General features: G+C 61.9%; 16 protein-coding genes and 1 tRNA gene. 7 read left to right on the top strand and 10 right to left on the bottom strand.

The genetic code is table 11. From position 1 onward, the window contains the following. Positions 1 to 255 precede the first annotated feature (255 nt). Together AC1D1B_RS25700 and AC1D1B_RS25695 are read left to right on the top strand one after the other, a co-directional pair. Positions 256 to 2,076, top strand: a complete 1,821-nt coding sequence (locus AC1D1B_RS25700) for an extracellular solute-binding protein (protein WP_477335598.1) — start codon at positions 256 to 258, stop codon at positions 2,074 to 2,076. A gap of 99 nt (positions 2,077 to 2,175) precedes the next feature. Beyond that, positions 2,176 to 2,856 (top strand): DsbA family oxidoreductase, encoded by a 681-nt coding sequence (locus AC1D1B_RS25695; protein ID WP_477335596.1) that lies wholly within the window; start codon positions 2,176 to 2,178, stop codon positions 2,854 to 2,856. Here the strand turns inward: AC1D1B_RS25695 and AC1D1B_RS25690 are convergent, their stop codons facing one another. Then, on the bottom strand, positions 2,857 to 3,291 hold the full coding sequence (locus tag AC1D1B_RS25690) for a hypothetical protein (protein WP_477335594.1): 435 nt from the start codon (positions 3,289 to 3,291) through the stop codon (positions 2,857 to 2,859). Between the two features lie 644 nt (positions 3,292 to 3,935). Here AC1D1B_RS25690 and AC1D1B_RS25685 point away from each other — a divergent pair. Together AC1D1B_RS25685 and mgtE are read left to right on the top strand one after the other, a co-directional pair. Continuing rightward, positions 3,936 to 5,822 (top strand): ABC transporter ATP-binding protein/permease, encoded by a 1,887-nt coding sequence (locus AC1D1B_RS25685; RefSeq protein WP_477335593.1) that lies wholly within the window; start codon positions 3,936 to 3,938, stop codon positions 5,820 to 5,822. Positions 5,823 to 6,200: 378 nt separating this feature from the next. Then, positions 6,201 to 7,568 carry a magnesium transporter gene (gene mgtE / locus AC1D1B_RS25680; RefSeq protein WP_477335591.1) on the top strand — a complete coding sequence of 456 codons (1,368 nt, stop codon included), beginning with the start codon at positions 6,201 to 6,203 and terminating at the stop codon, positions 7,566 to 7,568. A 153-nt stretch (positions 7,569 to 7,721) separates the two neighbouring features. Here mgtE and gor read toward each other — a convergent pair whose 3' ends face one another. The 3 genes from gor to rpiA form a co-directional block, all read right to left on the bottom strand. Continuing rightward, entirely contained in the window at positions 7,722 to 9,113 is a 1,392-nt protein-coding gene (gene gor, locus AC1D1B_RS25675) for a glutathione-disulfide reductase (RefSeq protein ID WP_477335589.1), read from the bottom strand. A gap of 123 nt (positions 9,114 to 9,236) precedes the next feature. Further along, a complete protein-coding gene (locus tag AC1D1B_RS25670) occupies positions 9,237 to 9,857 on the bottom strand; it encodes a DUF2059 domain-containing protein (protein WP_477335587.1) in 621 nt (206 codons plus the stop codon). Beyond that, on the bottom strand, positions 9,844 to 10,575 hold the full coding sequence (gene rpiA, locus AC1D1B_RS25665) for a ribose-5-phosphate isomerase RpiA (RefSeq protein WP_477335585.1): 732 nt from the start codon (positions 10,573 to 10,575) through the stop codon (positions 9,844 to 9,846). Before rpiA ends, AC1D1B_RS25670 begins: the two co-directional genes overlap by 14 nt. Positions 10,576 to 10,717: 142 nt before the next feature. On the opposite strand from rpiA, the gene AC1D1B_RS25660 reads away from it, so the two are divergent. Together AC1D1B_RS25660 and AC1D1B_RS25655 are read left to right on the top strand one after the other, a co-directional pair. Continuing rightward, positions 10,718 to 11,401, top strand: coding sequence for a phosphoglycolate phosphatase (locus AC1D1B_RS25660; RefSeq protein ID WP_477335583.1), 684 nt, complete (start codon positions 10,718 to 10,720; stop codon positions 11,399 to 11,401). 128 nt (positions 11,402 to 11,529) lie between these two features. Then, positions 11,530 to 11,604 (top strand) — tRNA-Val (locus tag AC1D1B_RS25655). Positions 11,605 to 11,636: 32 nt separating this feature from the next. Here AC1D1B_RS25655 and AC1D1B_RS25650 read toward each other — a convergent pair. From AC1D1B_RS25650 to AC1D1B_RS25630, 5 genes are all read right to left on the bottom strand, one after another. Further along, complete coding sequence (locus AC1D1B_RS25650; protein WP_477335582.1) at positions 11,637 to 11,909, bottom strand: hypothetical protein; 273 nt, start codon at positions 11,907 to 11,909, stop codon at positions 11,637 to 11,639. Between the two features lie 104 nt (positions 11,910 to 12,013). Continuing rightward, a complete protein-coding gene (locus AC1D1B_RS25645; RefSeq protein ID WP_477335580.1) occupies positions 12,014 to 14,722 on the bottom strand; it encodes a DNA/RNA non-specific endonuclease in 2,709 nt (902 codons plus the stop codon). After that, positions 14,719 to 15,969 (bottom strand): hypothetical protein, encoded by a 1,251-nt coding sequence (locus AC1D1B_RS25640; RefSeq protein WP_477335578.1) that lies wholly within the window; start codon positions 15,967 to 15,969, stop codon positions 14,719 to 14,721. The genes AC1D1B_RS25645 and AC1D1B_RS25640 overlap by 4 nt, the downstream gene beginning before the upstream one ends. Positions 15,970 to 16,119: 150 nt before the next feature. Continuing rightward, positions 16,120 to 17,103: a trypsin-like peptidase domain-containing protein gene (locus AC1D1B_RS25635; RefSeq protein WP_477335576.1), complete on the bottom strand. Its 984-nt coding sequence runs from the start codon at positions 17,101 to 17,103 to the stop codon at positions 16,120 to 16,122. 10 nt (positions 17,104 to 17,113) lie between these two features. Next, entirely contained in the window at positions 17,114 to 19,381 is a 2,268-nt protein-coding gene (locus tag AC1D1B_RS25630) for a DNA/RNA non-specific endonuclease (protein ID WP_477335574.1), read from the bottom strand. A gap of 497 nt (positions 19,382 to 19,878) precedes the next feature. On the opposite strand from AC1D1B_RS25630, the gene AC1D1B_RS25625 reads away from it, so the two are divergent. After that, positions 19,879 to 20,565 carry a Crp/Fnr family transcriptional regulator gene (locus AC1D1B_RS25625; protein WP_477335572.1) on the top strand — a complete coding sequence of 229 codons (687 nt, stop codon included), beginning with the start codon at positions 19,879 to 19,881 and terminating at the stop codon, positions 20,563 to 20,565. A 7-nt stretch (positions 20,566 to 20,572) separates the two neighbouring features. Here AC1D1B_RS25625 and AC1D1B_RS25620 read toward each other — a convergent pair whose 3' ends face one another. Further along, positions 20,573 to 24,895: a cytochrome P450 gene (locus tag AC1D1B_RS25620; protein WP_477335570.1), complete on the bottom strand. Its 4,323-nt coding sequence runs from the start codon at positions 24,893 to 24,895 to the stop codon at positions 20,573 to 20,575. Positions 24,896 to 24,945: the final 50 nt, after the last annotated feature.

The raw sequence follows: 24,945 nt of genomic DNA, 5'->3' as shown, positions 1-24,945 counted from the left end.
GCACTTCCTCTCAATTGATCCCGGGACCGGCTTCTTCGCGCCGTGTGGTCCAGCTACCTGTTGCCGAAATGAGGCAACAGGATGACTTCGGAGCGCGTGTTACACCGCATGCGCAGCCGAATCCAGCCCGGTGCCTGCGATTCTTGGCCGTGCAATTTGGGTCGTGCGATTTGGGCCGACGTATCTGGCCGGGGCGCGGCGTCGCCATGCTAGGGTGCACTCCGAATCATCAAGCCGCCCAGTAAGGAGACGGTCATGGGCCGCGTTCTTGTTTGGCTGATCGCCGCGATCTCGTTTCTCGCCTTTTCGCTTCAGCCCGCGATGTCGGAGCCGAAACATGCCATCGCCATGCAGGGCGATCCGGCACTGCCGGCCGACTACACCCATTTCGACTACGTCAATCCCGACGCGCCAAAGGGCGGCAACATCACCTATTGCGTCGTCGGCAGTTTCGACAATCTGAACCCGTTCATTCTGAAGAGCCTGCGCACCACGGCGCGCGGCATGATGGATCTCAACTACGGCAACCTCGTCTTCGAGCCGCTGATGACGCGCAACTACGACGAGGCCTTCAGCCTCTATGGCCTGCTTGCCGACAGCGCAGACATGGATCCCGAGCGCAAGTCGATCGAATTCCATCTCAACCCAAATGCAAAGTGGTCCGATGGCGAGCCGGTGACGCCGGAGGATGTGCTGTTTACCTACGATGTCTTCACCGACAAGGGCCGCCCGCCCTACAGGGATCGCATGAGCCTGATCGCCAAGCTCGAAAAGACCGGCGATCACAGCGTGCGCTTTACCTTCAACGACAAGGCCAATCGCGAGACGCCTCTGATCATCGCGCTGACGCCGATCATCCCGAAGCATGCCTTCGACAAGGAGACCTTCGACAAGACGACGCTGAAGCCGGTGATCGGCAGTGGTCCCTACATCGTCGACAAAGTGCAGCCGGGACAGCGCATCGTGTTCAAGCGCAACCCGAATTACTGGGGCAAGGACATCCCTTCCAAGCGCGGCTTTGACAATTACGACCAGATCACCATCGAATATTTCCTCAACGCCAATGCCAAAACGGAAGCGTTCAAGAAAGGCATCTGCGCTATTTACGATGAGGGCGATCCGGTCAAGCGCGAGCGCGACATCGATTTTCCCGCCTACCACCGGGGCGAAGTGATCGCAGAAACCTTCGACACCGGAATCCCACCTGTGGTGACCGGGTTCCTGTTCAACACGAGGCTGGAGAAGTTCTCCAATCCGGTGGTGCGGCGCGCTCTCGCCATGCTCTACGACTTCGAATGGGCGAACAAGAACCTGTTCGGCGGCAAATACACACGCACCATGAGTTATTGGCAGAATTCCGAACTGTCCGCGCTCGGCCATCCCGCCGACGACAGGGAGAAAGCGCTGCTGGCGCCCTACCCCGGACGCGTGCCGGCCGACGTTATGGACGGCACCTGGCGACCGCCGGTGAATGACGGCACGGGCCAAGACCGCAAGGTGCTGAAGGTGGCTTTCGACCTGCTGAAGAGCCAGGGCTATGCCGTCAAGGACGGCGTCCTGCTGGACCCCAAGGGAAGCCCCTTCGGTTTCGAGATCCTGACCGCTTCGCAGGAGGAGGAGCGCTTTGCCGCGATCTACCAGCGCACGCTGGAGAAAATCGGCATCACGGTGAGCATCCGCAGCCTCGAAGCCGACCAGATTCAGTCACGCAAGCAGCGTTTCGATTTCGAGGTGCTGATCGGGTCGAGCGGTTTCAGCAATTCGCTGTCGCCCGGCATCGAGCAGAGTTTTCGCTGGGGTTCTTCAGAAGCCAAGAGGGAAGGCTCCTTCAACCTGGCCGGCGTCGCCGATCCGGCGGTGGACGCTGCGATCGATGCAATGCTGAGAGCGCGGACCAAGGAGGATTACGTCGCCGCGGTGCGCGTCCTCGACCGATTGCTCATCTCCGGCAACTACATGGTGCCGATGCAGTACAACGCGCAGCAATGGCTCGCTTACTGGAATTATCTGGACCATCCGAAAAAGACGCCCATATTCGGTTATCAATGGCCGACCTGGTGGCGCAAAGCGAACTAAGCATGATCCCGAAAAGTGGTTGCCGGTTTTCTCGGACAAACGGAAAACCGTTTTGTCTAGAGATCATGCTCAAAGAAGTGTTCGCGGCAGGAGATCGAGATGAGCGAAGACAATTCCATCACCGTTGATGTGGTTTCAGACGCCGTTTGCCCCTGGTGCTTCATCGGTCAGAAGCGGCTCGACAAGGCGATCGCCGCTGCCGGCGACGTCGAGGTGCATGTGCGCTGGCGGCCATTCCAGCTTGATCCGACCATTCCACCCGGGGGCAAAGACCGGCGTGAATACATGATGGCCAAGTTCGGCAGCGAGGAGCGTATCCGCCAGATGCATGCCCGTATCGAGCCGCTCGGTGAAGCCGAAGGCATCGATTTCGCCTTCAATGCGATCAAGGTCGCCGCCAACACGCTGGACGCGCATCGCCTCATCCGCTGGGCCGGGGCAGCCGGCGAAGCCGTGCAGAACCGCTTGGTGCGCCGGCTGTTCCAATTGTATTTCGAGGAAGGCGCCAATATCGGCGATCACGCGGTGCTGATCGAAGCCGCCCGCGAAGCCGGCATGGACGCCGCCGTGGTCGAGACGCTGTTGCCGACCGACGCCGACGTCGAAGCGGTGCGGACAGAAATCGCTACGGCATCGCGGATGGGGATCACCGGCGTGCCGTGCTTCCTGCTCGAAGGCAAATATGCCGTCATGGGCGCGCAGGACGCCGACACGCTGGCCGACGCCATCCGCCAGGTCGCCGCCGCCAAGGCCAAGGGCGAGCTGGAAAAGACTGGTTGATTACTTAATCGTCACCTTGGCCTTGCTGACGAAGAAGCCATGGCCATTGCTGCCCGTGCAGGTCAGTCCCTTGGTTGACGACTGGCAGGTAAACGGCCCTTTGCTCCAGCTGTTGCCGTAGGCCAGTTTGGCGACATCGCTGCAGCAGCCCTGCTCGCCTGGATTCTTGATTAATGTCGCCGGCCCGGTCGGCCCGAGGATTACAGTAACGTAGCTGGGCTCGACGCGCGAACAGCTCAGCTCAGGGCCGCCATCCTGCGGCTCGTAAGTGCTGGTACCGCCCTTTGGTGTGTAGATGCAGCCGATATTGCCGGAGGGAGCGTTGAACTCGATTTGGCCCTCGGCGCTCGCGGGAATAGTCTGATTGCCAGCATGCGCCAGAGGCAGAAAGGCAAAGAGCGACAGGACTGCAGGGGCGGCTGCACGTGCAAGCATTGGGGAGCTTCCTTGTTGGAGGACCGGATATGCATGGGTGCCGGCAGTGTCGTGCAAGGTTCAACCGGCGGCGTATGAATTGTCAAATCCTGTTGAGCGGCAGCTAAAAAGCGCGCCTGGTCGAGCATGTCCGCTTCATTAGCGGCGAAGTGTTGATCGACAGCTATGACGCCGCCGCCAAGACCATTTCCGTGCACTTCTCTGCTTCGGGAAAGGATGGTTCAGGCAAACCCGAAGTGATCACGGACGGCAGATTTTCCGGTGTTCCCGTCAGCCCTCAGTAGGAAAACCGGCTGATCGGCAAGGTCGATCGGTTCACGAAACCGTGACTCCGGCTTCCCCAAGGGAAGCTTTTCGCACATCTCAACATTCTCACAAAACATTGAAACAAAACGGGATATTTGGCCTGGAGACGGCGATCTCCACGCACCACCTGTTGCCTCATGGCAACGGCAGGTGGGCTGCCTCACATTCGCCGCGATAAAATTAATAGAAAATGATCAATTGGTGTTACTATCCGTAACAAAACTAAAAAAGGTTTGGGCGGGATTGTGATTCGGGTCGACAGACCGCGACGTTCAATATCGGCACTTTGGAACCGCGACGCCGCCGCTGGCCCGTCGCCCCTGACGCCAGTATCGTCGATGCGGACCTTCTGGGGACTGATGCGGGCCTACTGGTTCTCGGACCGGTGGAAGGAAGCCTGGACCCTGACGCTGGTGATAGCCTTGTTTACAGCGCTCTCCAGCCAGGCCGACGTCTGGTTTACCGTGGCGGCGGGCGAACTGGCAGCCTCAATCGCTTTTTTCCACGATGCCGCGAATACCACACCGCTTGAATCAGTGCTGACCAATGCCGGCTTGCTTGTGCTGTTGGTCGTGCTCAAGGATATGGGCATCACAGGCATCTGCAAGTTTGTATCGGCGACATTGCATCGCAAATGGCGCGCCTGGCTAAACAGCAGCTTCAACGAGGCGCTGCTCGACCCCAACCATTCACACTACCACGCTCAGCACGGCTCGTCCGGCACGGCAGCGCCCGACAACATTGACCAGCGCGTGCAGGAATCGATCAAGGATATGACAGGCGGCGCAATCGGGCTTGCCATGGGCGTATTCGGTGTCTTCACCTCGTTCTACTTTGTTGGCGGCGCATTGCTGAAAAACTCGGTGGAGGTGACGGGTCTCGAGTTCCTGGGAGGCTATGGCAGCGCCGCCCTTGCCCTCGTGGCAGTCGCCATTTACGTGCCGTTCAACACTTGGATCGCGATCAAACTCGGCGGTATGCTGGAGTGGCTCAACATCAGGATGCAGAAGGCCGAAGGCAGCTATCGCAGTGAACTGATCACATTATTGCGCCGCAGCTTCCATGTGGCGGCGTCGCAGGGCGAGGACGTGCAGAAGACGATACATGGCCGGCTCTATCTCGACATCGATAGCACCTGGTCGAAGTTCAATGTCGTCAACACCATCTATGCGGGATTCGAATCGGTCTATAATTTTGTCGGTGCTAAAGTTGTCGCCTATGGACCTGGTCTGGTGCCATTCATCCACAACGGCGTCGACCTCAAGGGTTACATAACCGGTTCCGAGCAAGTCAACGCGTTGATCAGCAAGTGTTCGTGGTTCATCCATGTTATGCCGAGTCTCGCCACGTTGCGAGCCAACAGCCAGCGCGTCATCGAATTGGCGCAGGCGATCGAGAACGTCCAGCAGCCGCAGGAATTCTACAGCCAGACCGGCCAGTCCGACTTCCACTACGCCAGCCAGAACCCGGTCTTCGGCCTGACCATCCAGAAGCTCGAACTGGCGCATCAGGGCGAGGACGCGACGCCGTTCCTGAGCGCGGCCAATCTGCGTTTCCGGCGCGGCGAGTGGACATTCCTCAAAGGCGAGTCCGGCTCCGGCAAGACTTCGCTGATCAAGGCGATCAACGGCCTGTGGCCCTATGGCCGCGGCACCATCGTCTTTCCCGAGGGGATCAGGAGCTTCTATGCCGCCCAGGAGGTCAAGCTGCAGCAGGTGTCGCTGAAGCAGTTGGTGTGCCTGCCCGGCTCGGAGCAGGACTATGGCGATACCCAGGTGGCGTCGGCGCTGCACAAGGCCGGCCTTGGCGATTTCATCGAACACATGGCCGATGAAAGCCGCGAGGGAAAGGTCTGGGATCAGGTTTTGTCTGGCGGGCAAAAACAGAAGCTGGTGGTCGCCCGCATCGTGCTGCAGCAGCCGGGGCTGCTGTTCCTCGACGAGGCGACCGGCGCGCTCGATCCGGAAGGTAAGATCGCTTTCCATCAAGCGATCAAGGACAATTGTCCCGATGTCACGGTGATCAGCGTCATGCATGAGGCGGTGGCGCCGCGCTCGCTCTCGGGAGCCGAATTCTACCACAGCGTGGTCGCGATCGCCGACGGTGTCGCCACCAAGAAGCCGCTTGTTCCGAACCTGCCGCGCGAGCTCACCACGATCCTTACGCAGCCGCGGCCGGTCGAAGACAAATGGATGCGTTTTTCGCGCCGGCTGAAGCAAAAATAGCAATCACACCAAACTCATGCCGAGCCGCAACAGTGCGGCAACGGCGGCGGTCGATCACAGTCTCGCGATCCGACCTCCCCGCGCGCATTTTCCGCGCACTCTGCGATTGACTCGCCAAAATGCGCTCCTATGTTGCGCCCGCTCGCAGAATTCCAACCTACAGCGCCGCGCGTCACTTCCGACGCGCAAAGGACGCTGTAGAATTTTGAATTGCGCATGATCCTTTCCGAAAATCGAAACCGATTTTCGGGGTCATGCGCTAACCCGCGAGCAGAAAGGTCACCGCGCCATGCCTGGCGACAGTAGTCGAACGCAACCGCCGTCCGCCTAGACGTGACCTGAACGGTTCACGTCCTGCCGGACGGCAAGGAGTGAGCCATGAACGAAGTTTCCCCCGTCGTAGCGGGCGACGATGCCGTCGCAATCGCCCGTATCCTTGCCAATGATCACGTCGCCGATGTCGTCGAGGCCCTGAACCGGGAGCCTCGCGAAACCGCGATAGAACTGCTTTGCGAAGTGCCGTTCGAGCGGCTGGTCGAGATCTTCGACCAGCCCGAACTCGACGGCGCGTCCGAACTGGCCGAGGCGCTGCCGCGCGCCAAGGCGTGCAAGCTGCTGACCGCCATGTCGGTCGACCGCGCCGCCGATATCTTGCGCGAGCTGGACGAGCCGGCGCGTTCCGAGCTGCTCGGCGGTCTGGCGCCGCCGCTGCGGGCAACGCTGCTTTCCATTCTCGGCTATCCTGAAGGCAGTGCCGCCTCGATCATGACGACCGAGTTCGTCAGCGTGCCTTCGGACTGGACCGTCGGCCGCACGCTGGACTACATCCGCAAAGTCGAGCGGACGCGCGAGACCGTCTACGCCATCTACATCGTCGATCCCGAGACGCATGTGCTGGTGCGCGCGACCGGCCTGCGCCGGCTGATTACCGGCGAGCCGGACGATCCGATCCTGTCGGTGGCGCCGGACCGCGCGCCGGTGACGGTGACGCCGCTCACCGATCGCGAGACCCTGGCGCAGACGATCTCCAAATACGATCTGCTCGCGGTTCCCGTCGTCGACCACGGCAAGATCCTCGGCATCGTCACCATCGACGACATCATCGACACCATGATCGAGGAGACGACCGAGGACGTGCACCGTTTCGGCGGCATGGAGGCGCTGGACGAGCCCTATATGAAGATGAGTTTTCTCGCCATGATCAAGAAGCGGGGCGGCTGGCTGTGCGCGCTGTTCATCAGCGAGATGCTGACGGCCAACGCCATGCAAAGCTATGAGGGTGAACTGGAAAAGGCGATCGTGCTCACCCTGTTCATCCCGCTGATCATGAGCTCGGGCGGCAATTCCGGCTCGCAGGCGACCTCGCTCGTCATTCGCGCGCTGGCGCTGCGCGAGATCGGCCTTCGCGACTGGTGGCGGGTGGCGTTGCGCGAATTGCCCACCGGCCTTGTGCTCGGCGCCATGCTTGGCGTGGTCGGCATCTGCCGCATCGCGCTCTGGCAATATATGGGCTTCTACGACTATGGGCCGCACTGGCCGCTGATCGCCACGACGGTGGGGGCAGCGCTCGTCGGCATCGTCACCTTCGGCTCGCTGTCGGGATCGATGCTGCCCTTCGCGCTGAAACGGATCGGCTTCGATCCGGCGAGTGCCTCAGCACCGTTCGTCGCCACGCTGGTCGATGTCACCGGCCTGGTGATCTATTTCTCGGTGGCGCTGGTCATCCTGCGCGGCACGCTGCTGTAGGGTGTGCTGGTATTCAGGTGATGCCGGCCTGCGAATGGCGGTTTTCTGCGCTTCCGGTGCTCACGTACTTCAGTACGCTCCGCTCCGGTTCTCGAAAGCCACCATTCTCGGCTCGGCCTGACCTGAATCTCAACACACCCTCAGCGCTTTCAATCAATCGACCCGCACGCCGTCCTTCACGCGGTAGGTCGGCTTGTACATGGTGACCAGTTCTTCCGCCGCCGTCGGGTGGACGGCCATGGTGCGGTCGAAATCGTCCTTGGTGACGCCGGCCTTCAGCGGAATGCCGAGAAGCTGCGCCATCTCGCCGGCGTCAGGTCCGAGGATGTGCGCGCCGAGCACTTTTCGCGTGGCGCCGTCGACCACCAGCTTGGTCAGCATCTTTTCGTCGCGGCCGGACAGCGTGTGCCGCATCGGCCGGAAGGTGGCACAGTAGATCTCGATATCGGAATAGCGCTTGATGGCATCGTCTTCGGACAGGCCGACGGTGCCGATCTCCGGCTGTGAGAAGACGGCGGTCGGGATGGTGTCGTGGTCGGGCGCGGTCGGATTTCCCTTGAAGGCGGTCTCGATGAAGCACATCGCTTCGTGGATCGCCACCGGCGTCAACTGCACGCGGTTGGTGACGTCGCCGATCGCCCAGATGTTGTCGATGTTGGTGCGGGAATACTGGTCGACAACGATGGCGCCGGTCTTGCCGAGCTCGATACCGGCGCCTTCCAGGCCCATATTCTCGGTGTTGGGGATGCGGCCGATGGCGAGCATGACCTGGTCGACCGTCAGCACCTTGCCGCCGGTGACCAGCGCGTCCAGCCTGCCGTCCGGCCGCTTGCGGACCCATTCCGACACGGCATGGCAAAGGATCTTGATCCCCTTCTTTTCCATCGTTTCGTGCAGCATGTGCCGTAGGTCCATGTCGAAGCGCGACAGTATTTCCTTGCCGCGATAGACCAGCGTGGTGTCGACGCCCAAGCCATGGAAGATGTTGGCGAATTCGACGGCGATATAGCCGCCGCCCTCGATCATGATCGCCTTCGGCAGCCGCTTGAGGTCGAAGACCTCGTTGGAAAAGATGCAATGCTCATGGCCGGGGAGCGCGGGATGCGGCGCCGGCCGTCCGCCGGTGGCGATCAGGATCTGGTCGGCGGTGACGGTGCGATCGTCGCCTAAGAGATGCACGACATGCGGGTCGACCAGCATGGCGCGCGAGTGGAACGTCTCGCCGCCGGCGCCTTTGACGTTCTTTTCGTAAATAGCTTCCAGCCGGGCGATCTCGCGATCCTTGTTGGCGACCAGCGTCGGCCAGTCGAAGCTCGCCGCCGGCACCGTCCAGCCATAGCCGGCGGCATCGGCAAAATGCTCGGGAAATTGCGAGGCATAGACATAGAGTTTTTTCGGCACGCAGCCTCTGATAACGCAGGTGCCGCCATAGCGGTATTCCTCGGCGATGCCGACGCGCTTGCCGAGTGCCGCCGCCACGCGCGCCGCTCTCACTCCACCGGAGCCGCCGCCGATGACGAAAAGATCGTAGTCGTAACCGGCCATGCCGCCGCTCCTTGCCTCAGAAATGCTTGAGACAGGTAGGCTGCATGAGGCCAAAAGAAAAGCCCGGTTTGCACCGGGCTTTCTAGTCCAGCGGCAAGGGTGCCGTTGGTAAAATCAGACGAGTTAGTTCTTGGGTGCTTCCGGCTGGTCGCCGTCTGCCGGCGCATCGCCGTCGGCAGGGGCAGCGCCATCGGCGGGGGCAGTTGCGTTATCTGGTGCCGGAGCGGGCGCGGGTGCAGCGGCCTTCGCGGCCGCGGCCAGCGTTTCGCCGACCTGCTGGGCGAGATCGCGGGCCAGGCCGTTCTGCCAGATGTCGGCTGCCTTGACCAAATCGCGCGTCACCGTTGGGCCGCTGTCGAGCAGCTTCTTGCCGGCCTCGGAATTGTAGAAGGCAGCGATGTCGTTGAGGTCCTTTTCGGAGAACACCTTGGCATAGGCAAGTGCCGCTTCCTTCTCCAGGTCTGCACGGCGCGCGGCCAGCGCCAGAGCCTTCTCGCTGATGGTCTTGCCGATCAGCTCCTGCATGTCGGGGTTCTTCTGGATAAGCTGCTGCTCGAGCGCGGCAGCCGCCTGCGGCAGGATGTTGTCGAACGGGTCGGTCGCGTGGATGGCGGCGACCGCGGCACGCGCCGCCTTCAGATGCGAATCGGTGACATCCTGCGCAAACGCCGGCGCGGAAAACGCCAAGACAGCCGAAGCCGCCACGATGGCGGAGAATTGGCGAACCCGGTTATGCAACATCATGATCGGTAGAACTCCCTGGTTTTCGGGCGGCATGGACGGTTTGGATGCCGTCGCCGCCGGCGATGATGGCCGCTGACGCCAGCCCGATGAAAAGACCATGCTCGACCACACCGGGAATGGCATGGAGAGCATTCGAAAGCGCTCTTGTATCCGGAATGCGGCCAAAAGATGCATCGAGGATAAAATGGCCGCCGTCTGTAACAAAAGGCTGGCTCCCCGTCATCCTCAATGTAACCGGGCCGGAAAGACCGAGGCTTTTGGCCGCTGCCGCGACTGCGATCTCGGTGGCGCGCAGGCCAAATCGGTTGACTTCGATTGGCAACGGAAACTGGCCAAGCGTCTCGACCATCTTCGACCGGTCGGCGATGACGATCATGCGCTCCGAGGCCGCCGCGACGATCTTCTCGCGCAGCAGCGCGCCGCCACCGCCTTTGATCAGCGTCAGCGCCGGATCGACCTCGTCGGCGCCGTCGACGGTGAGATCGAGTTCGGGCGTCTCCTCCAGCGTCGACAGCGGCACGCCGAGTTCGCGGCAGAGGGCGGCGGTGCGCTCGGACGTCGGCACGCCTATGATGGTCATACCCGTCGCGACCTTCTCGGCCAGCAGCCGCACGAATTCTTCCGCCGTGGTGCCGGTGCCGATGCCGAGCCGCATGCCGTCGCTGACATGGGCAAGTGCTGCCCGCGCGGCCTCGACTTTCAACTGCCTCGCATCCATGTGTGCCCCGGGGATTTCGGTTGGTTGCGCGCTCGTAGCACTTTTGTCCGCCGGGTCAAAGACTTTGGCTCGGGCACCCGCTTGCCTGAAAGAAGCGCAGCCGCTATCGCCTGCCTGCAATGCACCAGCCACAGGACAGGCCATGACCAGATCGATCATCGTGTTCGACCTCGACGGGACGCTGATCGACACGGCGCCGGACCTGCTCGACAGCCTCAACCACAGCCTTGCCGCCAGCGAACTCACCGCTGTCGACGAGGCCGGCTTCCGGCGCTTTGTCGGCCAGGGCGGGCGGGTGATGATCGAACGCGCGCACACCGCGCAGCAGAAATCGCTTGGCGTCGAGGAGCACGACCGGCTGCTAAAACTGTTTCTCGACCACTACACGCTCAACATTCCCGGCAAGTCGCGCCCCTACCCCGGCGTGATCGAGGCGCTCGCCCGCTTCGAGAAGGCCGGCTATCTGCTTGCCATCTGCACCAACAAATATGAGGCCAATTCGAAAGCGCTGATCGAGGCGCTCGGCCTGACAAAGCATTTCGCCGCGATCTCCGGCCAGGACACGTTCGCCTTCCGCAAGCCCGACCCCCGCCATCTGACCGAAACCATCAAGCTGGCCGGCGGCGACCCGCACCGCGCACTGATGGTCGGCGATTCGCAGACCGACATCGACACGGCCAAGGCCGCCGGCATTCCGGTGGTCGCCGTCGATTTCGGCTATACGGACCGCCACGTGCGTGAATTCGAGCCGTCGGCAGTCATTTCGCATTTCGACGCGCTGAAGCTCGACCTGGCGGAACGGCTGATTGCGGCGGCGGCCGGCTGAACGAAACGGGCGATTGCGCAGGAGCGCCTGCCCTCGCCTATTTCAGGCACAGAAGGCAGGCGCATCGCCTTGACTTCAACGGCCTGCCTCCCTTATATCGCGGCTCGCTTGGCCTTCGGGCAACGAGCGGGCGATTAGCTCAGCGGGAGAGCACACCCTTCACACGGGTGGGGTCGCAGGTTCAATCCCTGCATCGCCCACCATTTTTTCCCCTGAACTTCGCACTCCAGCACAGCTAGCAGCTACAGCTCGCCCCCTCACCCCCAAAATTCTTCTGGGCGAAGTTCAGGGCGCTTGAATAGCTCGTGTAGCTCTGGAACTGGCAGACATCGGAGCCGTTGCGCACCTTCATCTGCTCGAGATCCCAGAACGAGACCTCGATGCGGTCGTTGGCGCAATAGACCGTGTATTTCTCAGGCTCCAGTGCGCGTGCCTTCTCAAGCGGCATGGAGACGGCAGGAATGGAAAGCACGAAAAGTGCAAGGATGACGGCGTGACGCGTGCGCATGGAAAACCCCCAGTATGAAACCAGCTCGTATTGTCGCCGCTGTTTTGAAGCGGTGCATCACGGCTTTTTGACGAATGGCCTTTTTCCGGCGGCCCAGCGCGCAGCTATATACTGATCCAGATCTCCAAAGTGTTGGCGCCGATAATGGGCACGGCCCGGGCATTCACCGTCTGGCCGGCGGCGGTGAGGTCGGCGGCCAGCAGTTCGGCGGCGCGGCGGTCGGCTTCGACGTCCGGATTATAGCGCACCTCGTTCTTGCCGGCGGCGGCGCTGACCCGTTCTTCACCGGCCTTCGGGATGCCCCAGCCCAAAGCGCGCATTTTGGCGGAAAGCGCCTGGGCGTCCTCGCGCGTCATGCCGGCGAACTGGACATAAACCGTTTGCGCGCTGGGCTGGATGCCGAGCCGCTCCTTCAATTTGTTGAGCGCATCGCGATCCTGCTCGCCGATGATAGACTGACCATCGGCTGCCGACATGGCGAGGTCGGCGACCGCCCGGCGTGCATCGGCGAACACAAGCAGCGAGTCCGGGTCCCGGTGGTTCCACAAGTCAGACGGAACCCCGAGCAAAGCCCCAAGCACGTTGAGACGCCCCGCAGGTGTAAGCCCGGTCATGCTCCGGAGACCAGCCATCTTGACAAGAGCCGCCACGATCTTGCGCCGTTCGGGCACCGGGAGGTCCGGATTGCCGAGGGCGGCGGTCAGCTCACCGAGCAGCGCATCATTTGCGCTGTCGAGCAGCTTGACGCGCCCTGCCAGCTCGTCGGCCATGGTCCCGTTCGGGCCGGGATTCTTCGCCGAATCCGTCCATTCGATGAGTGTGCCGAAATTGAGGTTCGTGCGTTTTTCAAGCTCGGCAACCGGGAGCCGGTATTGCTCGGCGTCAAACGCGCCCATAGCGTCGCGCGGAATGAGGAACGCATCGACGACGAAGTCGGGCTCCTTCACCTCCCCCTTCTCAGCAGCGGATACCGAAGAGACGGCGAGCTTCCAATAGGCATAGGGGGCCGGCACGCCGTTGACCGGCTGGTCGGCGGGCCGGAAGACGGGACCGCTGAAGATGGTCACCTTGTTGGCCAGCGGGTTATGCTGCGAGCGCACCCAGTTTTCGAGCGGCGCCCACATCGTGATGTAGAAGTCACGTGGCTGCGGCATCGTGTTGGGCAGGACATAGGCATACTGCGCCAGTTTGAGCGCCGCGGTTGCCGGATCGCCGGCGAATTCAGGGCCCCAGGCGATGTCGCTGGCGTTTGCCAATCGCGCCGGCAGCCAGTCTCGGCTATGGTACCAGCTGCGGTCCGGCTGTGCGTCGTCCGGCAGGCGGATATCATATCTCAATCCGCCGCCGGTGACCTGCAGGGTCATCCTTTGCGACCGGTCCAGGTTGACCGCTGAATAGATGGCCATGCGGTGGCTTCGGCCCATGACCAGCGAGTAGTTGATGTAGTCCAGCGGTGTCGCCGTGGCGTCGCTTGCCAGATCGCCGGTTAATCTGGGCAAGCTGATCGTCGCCTGGATAAAATCGACCTTGTAGCCCGTAGAACTGTTGGGCTGCTTGTCTGTGTCCTTGCCGAGCAAGGGCTGAAGTGCGCTCCGCAGCGCTTCCGGCAACTCATTGGGCTTGACCTCGCCGCTCTTGACCCGGTCGGCCAGTTCGAGAAGCACCGCCGGCCGCAAATCGGATGTCAATTCGCCTAGGGACATGCCGCTGCCTTTGAGCTGATCGGCCAAAAACACGATCGCCGATCGCAAGGTGGTCTGCGTGACTTGCTGGTCGGCGAGCGCCTTGCCGGTGTCGTCCGCCTTCTTCAAGGCGACGTTAAGCGCATCCTCGATCTGCGCGCGCGCGTTTTTCTCCCTTTGAACGGCGATGGTAAGATCCTGGTTGAGCGCCGCGATCTGGCCCGCGGTTGCCACGGCCTGTTCGCGCGCGCGCGTTGCGGCCTTAAGGGCTTCGGCAAGCTCGTTGTTGAGTGCTTCAGTACGGGACCGTGCATCAATGGCGAAATAGGTCGTTGCGGCAAGGATCGCGGCCAGAATGGCAAAAATCATGATCAGCCGGTTCTTGCTGCGATCGCGCAGCTCCTGGCTGTCCGTCTCCGCTTTGGCGCTCGCCTCGACGAACTCGGCAATGTCCGGCCCTTGCGGCAGCTCTGCCGCCTCCTTCAGCGCCTCGCCGCGCAGGAGATAGCCAGGATAGCCGGTGTTCTTCCACTGCCGGGCCTGGGCGGCCACGCGGATGCGAAAGCGCTCGGTCAGATCGTCCGAACTGAGTTCGTCGTCGGAGGCATATTTCTCGTCGGACTGGGCATTGTCTTTGGTTGCGGCGATCGGGCCGACAATAGCCTTGGTGTCGGACCCGGAAAGAATGTCGGTGGCGCCTGACGTCGAGGCATCCTCGGCCACGGCACCGACCGGCTCGGCGGTTTCGAGGCTGCTGCCGCCTGCGAAGGGCGCGAGACGCGCCGGGCTGACATCGGCGGAGGTTATGCCGGGACGTGTGACCAGTTCGGCGGACCAATAATCAAGGATGCGCTGCGCCGCGCGCCGGTCGGATACGCCCGCAATGGTGCTGCCTGCGCGCCGCGCCTTGGCAAGGAATTCACGGATGGTTTGCGCATCGGGAACCGTGTTGTCGGCATTGGCGTCCGTCGTCCCAGCGCCGGCCTGATCGCTGCGGCTCATCTGGGGATCGACGGCTTGGTTGCTGCTGGCGATCCGCATCAGTTCGAGATGTGCAATCCGGATGTCGCTCAGCGTGACAAAATCGGCCGAGGTTGCGGTCTCGGCGCCTGTCGCTGGTTCATCGCTCATGGCCCCAGGTCCTCAATGATCTTGTGCAAAGGTGTGCTGACGCGGACGATCGAGGCGCATTCCGTTTTCAGCGCCAGATCGACCTGGACGAAGCGTTGCTGGGCCTCGTCCCGATAGGCTTCGAAGGCAAGGATGAAGTTGGTGTCGACCGTCTCGCGCGACAGCTGGTCGTTGACATCGGTGGAGTAGTCGACGAGCGTCGCCCGCCACGCTGCAGCAGGGTCGAGATCGGCAAGAACCTGGACCTTCGTCTCCAGATTTCGCCACAGCGGCGAAAACTGGAAAGGCAGCGACTTGTCCGCCGCCGCCCCACCTTCTATCGGTTCGATCATATCGGTGAGACTGGCCAGCTTGTTGTCGATGTCCTGCCAGAGCTTGTGCTCGACGACGCGCGCATAGATGGTCGACGACAGCACCATGATCGCGTCATGCGCGGCCTTAATCAAAGGCACCGAAGGCTCTTCGGCGGGAAGTTTGCCGGCTATCGTATCGAGACCGCTGGCCAGAAGTCCGAAGGGCAGGTTCTTGGCGGTAACGAAAATCTGCTGGTTGAGCCGCGAGGGCACGACGCGTAGCACGGTGCGCACATCGAACAATGCGTCGTAAGCGTCGGGAGACTTGTCGTCGATTGCAGCCTGCAATTTGATCGCTGCCGCCTTCAGATCGTCGAGCCATGCCTGTTCGATATCGTGAAGCGCCGGCCCCGCGGGCAGTTCCATGACCGACTCGCCGATCGAGACACAGAAGAGCTTCAATATTTTGAGGAAATTGCGCAGGACGCGGACCTGCTCAAGGTCAGCGCCCATGTCACGGGCGGCGACCAGCAGGTTCTGGAAGCTGCCGATACCGTATTGAAAGCTCTGCAGATGGTCATGCAGATCCTTGTAGGTCTTGAGGACGTCGATCTGGCTGGTGACATTGGTGAGGCCGTTGTCGGCGGCGAGCGTGGCCTGGATGTCCTTGGACTGCTGGTTGACTGCGTTGAAACCCGCCAGCGCGGTGTTGACGCGATCGTCGGTCGTCAGGCCAGGCAGGTCAGGTGTCGGCTTCTCGCCGGTGGCGAGTTCATCCAGATAGGCTTTGCAGATGGCCGCGCACTGCGGATTTTGCTGAACGACCGTGTTCATCAACGACTGCGACAGCTTCTTGGCCAAGGCATAGTCGAGGATGTTGAACCAGACGGCAAGTGCGGCCCCCTGCAGGTTGATCGCGCCAGCGACGATCCCAGCCTGCTTGGTTACCTGCAACCAATCGGGAGGCAATGGGTAGAGATCAGCCAGTTGAAGCCTGAGGTCGAAATAAGCGCGGATCGTTGAAACTCCCCTGGCATGTCATTGTCGCAAACCAATGTGCGTCTCGATACAAGCCCGAGATGCGTCGACGGTCTACATGCACCACTAAACAGGCTTGGCCGCGAGGTCCTGAATGATGCTGTCGATCGCGATGCCCTCGTTGCGATAGTACGTGCTTTTGGTAGCCGCGTTAGGCTCGGTCAGCCAGCCGCCGCTGTGATGCAGCGCAATCAGGTTCCAGTCAGTGTCGAAGACGGGCGAACCGGACGAGCCCGGCAGCGTGTCGGTCAGATACTGGACGCGGCCGCCGCCGACGAAGGCCACGACATTGGCGACGAACGAAATCTGCTTCTGCGCGCCGCCGGGATGCTGGATGATGTTGACGTGGTCGCCGACCTTCACGGCCGTGGGCTTCATCTCCAGCTCGCCCCATTTGGAGGCGTCGCCCTTGATGTGGACCGCCGACCAGTCATTGTCCTTGGAGGTGCGAAGGGGCACGGCGGTGTCGATGCCAAATTCCTCGAGTGGCGCGTCGAGCCCGGCGACAGTGCGCTGATAGTTGAACTGGACCACCGTGCCCACCAGCGAAGCGTCGTCGGGCAGCACGTGGTTGTTGGTGATCAGGATGCCGCCGGGGGTCATGAACCCGGTGCCGGAACTGCCGTCGGCGCGCTTGATGCGCACCACCGCTTTGGCCCTGATGAGGCCGAGCTCGAGATAGCTGATCGGCACCAACGTGCTTTTGTCGCTGAGGATTTTTTCGAGCTGGGCCGGCGCCGTCGCGCCACTCCAATTGGCGGTGGCAGGCCCTTCGACCGGCGGCGGCGGAGCGTGCTGCTTGGCCTGCAGCAATGCCTGGTCGCCAGGATTCTCATCGAGCGCAAAGGCGATGAGATCGTCTGTCCTGGTCTCCTGTTTTGCACGTTGAGTGATCGCAAACCAGTTGTTGATCGCCTTGTTGTCAAAGGCGATCTGTGCCGTCGACAGCCCGACGCCCTTGGCGACACGCACGCCGTCGCCGATCATCGGATAGAGATTGGCGAGTATCCGGTTGAGGCTGGTCAGCTCGGTCTGCGTCCATTCGGTCATTGGACGCCCCCTAGCTCTTCTTCTTTCGTTTCCGCGACCCGGCCCGCATGGCGATCTCGGTGCCGCGAACGGTGTCGTACTGGTCGGCGTCGATCAGCGATTGGTCGAAGCTGACGCCGGTCATTTCGGAGATTTCGGTCAGCGGGTACATGGCGCCGATGAATTCTTCGGAGACCGTGAACTCCAGTTCCGTGTCAGTGAGGTCCTGTTCGAGGACGAAGCCATAGCTGGCAAGGCCGTCAGCGACGCGCGCCACGACCACCTTCCAGAAACGGCGCGGCACCGGCGCGCGAAGACTTGTTCCCTTGGGGCCTTTGCCGGCAAAGGTTCTGTCGTCATCGGCGAGGACCGGGCCAGCGAAGACACAAAGCCGTTCGCTTGCCGCCTCCGACAGCACGTGGTTTTCGAGATCGCCCCAGTTCTTCTCACCGCTCCCCGAGCGGTTGTAGCCTTCCACCTGGGGCGAGCAGTTGGTGACATGGAAGGAGCAGACATTGCCCTTGAGCAGGAGCTCGAAGGTTTTGCCCCATGCAACGTCATCGCGCCGGACGATATGGCCCTTGTCGAAGGCGCCCTGGTCCTGGGTGTAGAAGATATCGGGAATCTGGTACTTGTCGTCGAGCCGCAGGTCCGGGAACCAGCGCTCGTTGAACAGGCTGGCGCGCGAATAGTTACGACCCTTTTCCGGCTCGCGCAGCTGGCTCTCTTCGGTGACGTTGGAGGCCGTGAACAGCGCCAGCCGTCGCTTGGCGTGCATCTTCAGCGAAAAATTCTGGTAGTCGAGCTGCGTGCCGCCGGCCTTGAGCGGCGCCAGCACGGACTGGTCTTTCGCGTCCGGCATCGGCACGACCACTGGCGCCAGCTTGGTGCCGCCGGACAGGAACTTCTCGTCATAGCCCTCAAAGCCGTCATAGTCGGCGGTGGTTTTGGGAACGAACGCGTTGCCGGGTGCTGAAGGTTTGGCGGCCTCGAGCTCCACCGCTTCAGCTGTTGCCTCGTGGCCAGGAACGGCGCCGAGCGAAACGGTGATGCGCAACGGCACTTCGAAGGTGACGCTGCCGCCGGGCGAAACGACGACGCCTCCGCCGGTGGGTGGCGGTGCCTGGGTGATGACGCCCGGAATTTTCTTGACGCCGCCGACTTCGACCAGGTTCACGCCTTCGGCCGGCGACGCGCTGTCGGCCTTGTTCCACCAGGCGCCCCAATCGTTGGTGCCGCCAGTGGCTCCAACGAAATTGAGGCCAAGGTCGACGACCCGCTGGTCCCTGGCCAGCACGCCGGTGGGTACGGCATAGTTGCGCTCGAGATAGCGGCCGGCGAAATGCAGCCCGACAACCTCGCCGGTGGCGAGATTGAGTAGAGCCGTGCCGGAGTTGCCGCCCAGCGTCGAGCAATCATGTGTCGCCGCACTGACGATCTTGCCGAAACTCTCGGTCTCGGAGCCGCCCTGCAGCATGCCCGGCTGCAGGCGCTTGACCTGGAAGCGGTTGCGCAAAAGGTCGGTCTGGACATCGTCCGGATTACGATTGTCGAATGCCGGATAGCCTATGGCGACGACCTCCTGCTGCCGCAATTCGCGCGCGTCGGCGACGGCGAGCGGCAGTGGCGTGATACTGCCCGGCAGGCCCTCGACCTCGAGGATCGCCATGTCCCAATAGGGATGGATCATCCGGACCTTGAGGATGTTGAAGACATGTCCGGCTGCCGCATCGCGCTTGAAGTCGATGCCGGCGGCACGGCCGTTGATGAACTGCACATTGCGGTCGCCGAGACCGTCAGCAAAGATCTGCGCGACATGGCGGTTGGTCATCAACAGGTTGCGGCCGACAACGAAACCGGTACCGCCATAAGGGATGTTGGTGTTCCACAGCAGTTCGATGCGCCCGATCGCCGGTAGGGCCGACTCGATCCGCTGCTTCAACGCGACGTCACTGGTGAGCTTGGTCCACAACGAATGGCCGGGCGTGGGCCGACCATCGAAGGTCAATGTAGTGAAGCTTCCGTCCTTGATGTCGTAGACCGGCCGCAACTCCGGGATGATAATGGCTTCCAGATCGGAAAGCTGCTCTGGCGTGACTTCAGCCCCTCGCGCCAGATTTTCCGCACCGGCGCGCGCCGATTCAAACGCCGCTTCCGTCTTGCCGCCATCCGTGGGCGCAAGGGATTCCAGGGCGTCACCGGCCATCGTCCCCATGTTTGCAAGGACCGCTTCAGTCCCCTCGCCGCCAGTGACGAGATCAAGATATTGACGGATTCGCTGTTCTCTGCTGACCGGCATGGCCGCCCTCCCCCAAAGGTTCTGTCAAAGTAAAGAACTGTATTGCCCCATTTTAGACTGGCGGAATTCTGGCTGTCACGCAAGGAAACAAATCAACGCGCGTCGAATATGACCAGGGCGTGACGTTGGCATGTCTCTTCGCCCGCAGTCGCTCGCGCGACGTATGACAATCGCATTATTTTAGCGCTGCCGTATGTGATCTCGATCACAGACGGTGATGCCGTTTGCGCCGACCTATTGCAGCGGGCGGAGATGAGTATTGCGTATCCGCTCGGCGGAAATTTTGATCACCTAACCATTTTTATCAGTTGCCGTCTGCACGCCCGGCTCCTCCCGCCGCGCGTGCAGACGGCTTTCCGCTTGGCGCAAGCCAGCACTGGGCGCAACCACTGCTCCACGCCTTTAGAAGGCGTAATGGCAAAGGGATGAACACCGGGCTTTGATGCGGTGCACTCTTGCCGTAAACTTTGCTGGTTGCGGCAATTGGGAAGTTCAACATGGCTTTTGGTGGCGCGAACGACAGAAACGATCTGCCGCGCCTGGCGCGCATCGATCCAAAGCTGTTCGATATTCTGTTCAGCGGCTGCAAGGTCGAGCGCTGCACTGCCGGCCAACATCTGTTCGTCCAGGAAGATGCCGCCGACCGCATTTACGGGGTGATGACCGGCACGGTGGAAATCTCGATCTATTCGCCTGGCGGTCAGAAGCTGGTGGCCAATATCGAGCTGTCGCGCAGCCTGGTCGGAGAGATCGGCGCGCTTGACGGGCGGCCCCGCACCGCCACCGCCATCTGCCTCACCGCTTGCGAGCTGGTGTCGGTCAGCAGGACACAACTCTTTGATCGCATTGAAAAAAATCCGCCACTGGCGCGCGCGATGATCGAACTTCTGTGCGCCAGGCTGCGCTGGGTGAGCGGCGAGCTCGGTGACCAGGCCTTCTTTGGCATCGAGGCCAGGCTCGCCAAGCGCCTGGTCTTCCTGGCCGAGGTGATGGCCGACGCCGCCGGCTGGATCCCGATCTCGCAATCGGAGCTCGGAGAATTCCTCGGCGCCACGCGCGAGTCCGTCAACAAGACGCTCAACGACTGGCGCGCCCGCTCGTTCATCGCCATCAAGCGCGGCGGCCTGCGCATCACCGACGCTGGCGCATTGCGTCATATCGCCGAGTCGCAAGACGACGACTGACGCCGAATCAGAGCCGCGAAATCAGATAGCGCAACGCCGAGCGGCTGGGCATGAAGAAATACCCACCCCCCTTGGTGGTGACGAATTGCGGCATGTCACGGAGCGTCGTGACCTTTTCCCATGACGGAATGGTGAACCTGCCATCGCCGTCGCGCGAACCAATCGTCGGGTCCTTTTCAGCGACGAGGCCCTGGAACGTGGCCGATGAAACCCAGGTCTGCTGGATGAATTCGTACTGGCGCTCGATGTCGGCGTTAAGGCACATGAAGAGCAGTCCCTTTTCGACCTTGCCATTCTTGCCGTCCGGCTTCTCATAGGTGCGGCCTACCCGCAGGATACGATGGCGCTTGCCGATATTGATCTGCGTGTCGCGGTCCTCGCCCAGCGAATCGCGCGGGTTGGAACGGCGTATGTGGGCACCAAGCGGGCAGCGATGGCCTTGCGGATCCTCGGCGCCAGTGGCGAAGTTGTTGTCGATGATGCGTCCAGGATGATCGGGGTTGCGCACCAGCGAGCTACCGTTCTGCCAGCGGCCGAGCATCTTGGCGGCAATCCAATCTTGCGTGATGGCTTGGTTGCCGAGTTGGCTCGCGACCGAGGCTGCAGCCTTTTTGCAGTAGTCGTTGAAGACGTCGACATGCTGCTCGAACTGGCGAATAACGAGGAATGAACCATTGCGGCCGAAATCGCGCGGCGGTGGCGGCAGGCCCGGAATCAGCCGGCTGCGGCGCACCTGCGAAAGGATTCCGGTCCGATCGCGTGAGGCGCTTACCGAGGGCGAGGCTGGATAGAACCCATGCTCGTCACGATAACCGAACAGGAACTCGCCGGGCGCGACCAGATGCATGGGCGCGGCGCCTCTGCTGGCGCGGGTCGTACCCCGGACAATCGGCTGCGAAATCCCGTCCGCGAAACCGAAATGCTCGTAGGCTGGCCCACGTTCCGACCTATCGTCACGCTTTGCCCCGTCGGACGATTTCGTATTCGTGTCGGTCGGACCCCGATTTACGGCGAGCGGCAGTTCGGCGACGACCTTCATGCCTGCACCGGTCGTCTTTCGTTTGACGGTGGCAATCTCGGTCTTCAACCTTCCCGGGTCTTCAGCATAGCAGACGATGACCAGGTCCACAGGGTTCTCCAACGACCCCCACTCCCATTCGTCCGGGCCGTCGCGGCCTCGGTCGTCCAGAATACGCCCACGCTCGGGATTGCCCATGCCATGGCGAAAGGCGATCGGAAATGTTTCCAGTGGCTCGTCCCCTACGCTCTCGTCGAGCCCAAGCTGCCGCAGGCCACCGGGACCAAAGGCTACTATCATGGCTCGCCCGGCGGGCCTGCCTTCGCCGAAACTCGTCTGCTCGACAACAAAATCGAGCCAGGCTCTGCGCTTGGGCGCCGGCAACTTGTCCGGCACGCGGATCGCAAGCATATGCGAATAACCGAGCGGGCCGAGCGGGCCGAAGAAGATGGACTGGATCTCGCCGGATTCTAGCTGCTGCTCGAGAGGTGCCGGAAAGGCAGAGCTGATATTGGCCAGCATCGAGGTGGTCTTTTGAACGGTGGTTGTTTCGCTCGCCGGGCGCCGTAGCGAACCGAACAAGCTCAGCCAGTCGCGCGCCTCGTTGCCGACGGCGGAAGCAATGCCGCGCCTGACCCGGGAATTGATCCGGATGCGCGTTGTGTTGATTTGGGGATAGGCGGAGTACCAGAACAGTGTCGGCACCTGCTGGCGCCGCGCCCAGCGCTTGAAGCGATCGCCGTCGCGCGCGCCGTCAAGGAACAGCCATCGTGTACGTGGATAGCCCACGGTGTTGCTCCACACTCCAGTCAGGCCAGCGGATGCCTTGGCGATGAAGTCCTCAAGATAGCTTTCCCAGCTGCCACCGTAGTTGGAGAAGAACATCAATCGGTTGGAGCCGGGCAGCAGTATCCAGCGGGCAAAGTGGATGGTGTTGATGGTGTTGAGGAAGCCTGGCTTGAACACCTTCTGGGCAGCTATCGAGATCAGGTAGAAGGAAAACCTGAGTGCCAGCCGCCGCAAGATGCCAGCCTTCATCGTCGAAATCGCGGTCAGATGGTTCTGCGCCGCGTGGTCCTCCTTGACGAGTATCGCGTTCAATTCAGATATGCCGATCGACGTACTTTCCGGTAAATCCTTGTCCTCGCGGCGCCGCAGCGCCAGCAAGCACAAAAACACCAGCAGAGCCGCTGCCACCAACACTCCAAGCCCCGACAACAAAAGCGAAGTGATTGCTACGGCTATGGCGGTGAAGGAGATTTCCTGGGAACTGATGTCGATAGATCTACCGAACACCACACTGTAGGTCATGTACCAGCAAGCAGCCCAGATGATCGCCACTGTGACGAAGACCGGCGGTACCAGCAAGGTCGTCATCAGGGCACGGCCCCAATGGCCCGGCGGCTTTTCCAGCAGGCTTTCGGCCGGCTCGAACGCCCAGGCAAACGTCCCCAATGACTGAAGATGCTGGCGAACTTCAGCGAGCACGGCGGGAGCGTTGCCGGTCCCCTTGCGTGGCCGCTCCACGATGTCGCGCACGGCTTCGAAAAGCTGCTGCTCGGCCTTGATACGCTGGACCGAGTGCCCCGGAGTTCCGGAAAACACCAGCCCGGCATTGCTGCCGAATGAGGGCGATATGTCGACATTGTGCTTGCGCAGGAAGTCGTTCAAGGCGCCACCGTCGCGCAGGTCGCAGACGTCCTTGAAGATCGGCCGCAGCCGGTGCCCGATGGCGTGCGTCACGGCATTGATGACGTCATCGATACTGCCGTCGCCGGAAATCTCGAGAACCAGAGCTCCTTTTTCCTGACCGGAATCAGCGTCGATCTCGCCAGTGCCGACAACGGCCAGGCTGGTGAAATGGATGGTGCCGACGATGTCGAGCGCGGTGCGGACCTCCTCGCTGGCCGGGTTGCCAAGGCTCGCAACCTTGTCGCGGACAGAGTCCAGCGATCCGGACCGGGTGACCGGGCAGACCACTGTCACCATCGACTGCGTGACGGTGCGGCCGAGTGCTGCCGGCTCGAAATCGACCTTGAGGGTTTCCGGATAGGCGCCGATGCGCGTCATCCGCCCGGCCTTGCCGGGCAGGCGGCGCAGGCCCTGCTTCTGGAACAGAGCGCGCAGGCTTTCGCCGATCTGGATCCTGGCGATCTCGGCGCCGATGCACTGATGGATACCATGGCCGAAGACCATGTAATCGCGATGCGGGCGCGATGTATCGAACTGGTCCGGGTTCTGCACGGCGTCCGCGTCGAACATCGCCGACAAGGTGGCCGGCATGACCACGGTGCCTGCCTTCACCAGGCGCTCGCGCCGCGTGCCCTTGCCGATGATCGCGTCGCGGGCGGTGTAGCGCCAGGGGCCGACCCAGATAGGCTTGAAGCGCATGGCTTCGAGGACGGCCCGGTCGAGCTTGCCGGTGTCGTTTTCTGCAAGTGCTGCGTCGACGGCCTGCCGTGCATCGGGCCGCGACAGAATCACATCGAGGCAATTGCCGCCGGCCAACACATTGGTCGGGACAAAGCCGGCGATCATGCCGAGCATGATCGAGTTGAGGTCGTCCCGAGACAGGCGGCCCTGATCCATCTGGGCAACCAGCCTCGCCAGCGGTTGCTCGGTCTTCAAGCCCTGGTCCCTGACCGACTGAATGGAGCGGTCGATGACTTTGAGGATACGGTCGCCCGCCACCACCGCGAGCTCACGCATGACGGGGCTCGCCCCCGGGTCGGAAAAGAACAGCGCACTCAACGCGATCGCCCAGTCGGCGAATTCGGATTCATCGTCGATCTCGACGCCGAAATAGTCACGGCAGATGTGCACCGGGACGATCTTCATCAATCTGGAGATCGCATCGAAGCCGGGGCTGGCGTGCATCATTATCTCTTGCGAGTGACGCGCCGCGATCGGCCTGACGGCGGCCTCGACCTCGGCCGGCGGGAAGGCGCTGAGCACCGACGATTTCATGCGCCGGTAGTCGGCGCCGTCCTGCATGCCGAGGATGAAGTTGGAACCCCGAGCCATTTCGGTCATTTCCGGGCCGTAAGGGGTCTGGAATTCGTCGCCGCGCTCCAATATGTCGCGGACGTCGGCGTTCTTGGTGACCAGCAGAACGCCGAACAGTTTGCCGGTCGGGCGGAAGCGCCGCAACAAGGAAAGCGCCCAGCGCGGATCTTCGAACAGAGACCCGACGATGCGCGCAATCAGCCCCGTCTTGCGGATCCGGCCGAGATCGAAGGGCGGCATTTCCGATAGCGGGCGCTGGTTTTTCTGGGCCGCGCGAATGGCGTCAAAATACTTCAGTTCGGTCATGCGCGTTCAAGCCCCCCGGCTGTCCACGTTATTGCGATGCCGGCCTGTCA

This window comes from Mesorhizobium sp. P2_C5_2 (assembly GCF_056404535.1).
This window is presented reverse-complemented; position numbering and strand designations above follow the sequence as displayed.